At 48.1% G+C, this 1079-nt stretch carries 2 protein-coding genes; one reads left to right on the forward strand and one right to left on the reverse strand.

Going from position 1 to position 1079, the window contains the following annotated elements:
• The coding region (locus R7035_RS25895; RefSeq protein WP_318146404.1) for an aminoacetone oxidase family FAD-binding enzyme at positions 1–579 on the forward strand (579 nt) is incomplete at its 5' end.
• Positions 580–664: 85 nt separating this feature from the next.
• Here R7035_RS25895 and R7035_RS25900 read toward each other — a convergent pair.
• Positions 665–1079 (reverse strand): helix-turn-helix domain-containing protein (locus R7035_RS25900; protein ID WP_318146405.1); only part of this gene is annotated, 415 nt, incomplete at its 5' end.

Consider the following 1079-nt stretch of genomic DNA (forward strand, 5'->3'; position numbering starts at 1 on the left):
GATTTTGCTGAACTGTCTGGCATTGCTGTGCCTGCGGAAATTACCGCCGAAGACGGCACCATGTTCAAAGAAGCGCTGTTGTTTACTCACCGCGGCTTATCGGGCCCTTCGGTTTTGCAAATTTCCTCTTTCTGGAAAGCGGGTCAGAAAGTTTCTATCAACTTAGTTCCTAACGAAGACATCGCTCTGCTGCTCGAGCGCAGCCTTGAGAAACATCCAAATCAATCGCTAAAGAACACCCTAGCAAAAGTGCTGCCAAAGCGTTTAGTGGAAGTGCTGATTGAACGTAAAGAGCTGATGGATAAACCTCTCAAGCAGTTCAACCCGAAAGAGCTTGCTAGCGTGGTGGAGCGTTTAGAAAACTGGTCAATCGCACCTAATGGCACCGAAGGCTACCGCACGGCGGAAGTGACTTTGGGTGGTGTGGATACCGATCACCTGTCTTCTAAAACCATGGAATGTAAAAACATCAAAGGCTTGTACTTCATCGGAGAAGTGATGGACGTTACCGGTTGGTTAGGTGGCTATAACTTCCAATGGTGCTGGTCGAGTGGTTTTGTGGCAGGTCAGTGGGTGTAATCCAGCGCTGCATGCAAAGATAGAAAGAGACGACGAAAAAGAGCACTGAATTGAATTCAGTGCTCTTTTGCTATTTGCGGTGTGTTTACTCGTCTTGATACTTTTCGAGCTTGTTGTACAGCGTTTTAACGCTGATACCCAGCTCCTGAGCCGATTCCGTTTTGTTGCCTTGATTCTCTTCAAGCGTATTGAGAATAGCGGCTTTTTCCAGCTCTTCTAACGATACGCCAGCAGGCACCATATCTTCTAATCGGGTGCCAGTTTCTAGTGGCGGCGTATCGAAAATCAGATGTTCATCTTTAATGGTATCGTCGGCGAGAATGAACGCTCGCTCGATGGTGTGTTTGAGTTCTCGAACGTTGCCAGGCCAATCGTGCATGGCGATTTTTTGGATTGCCGAGTCGAGAATCGTCTTGGTTTTGGATTCGTTAGCGTTGCGGTGCGCAATAAAGTGTTTGGCTAATCCGACGATGTCTCCGCCGCGTTCGCGTAATGGTGGA

This window comes from Vibrio sp. 1731 (assembly GCF_033339955.1).
GTDB lineage: Bacteria > Pseudomonadota > Gammaproteobacteria > Enterobacterales > Vibrionaceae > Vibrio > Vibrio alginolyticus.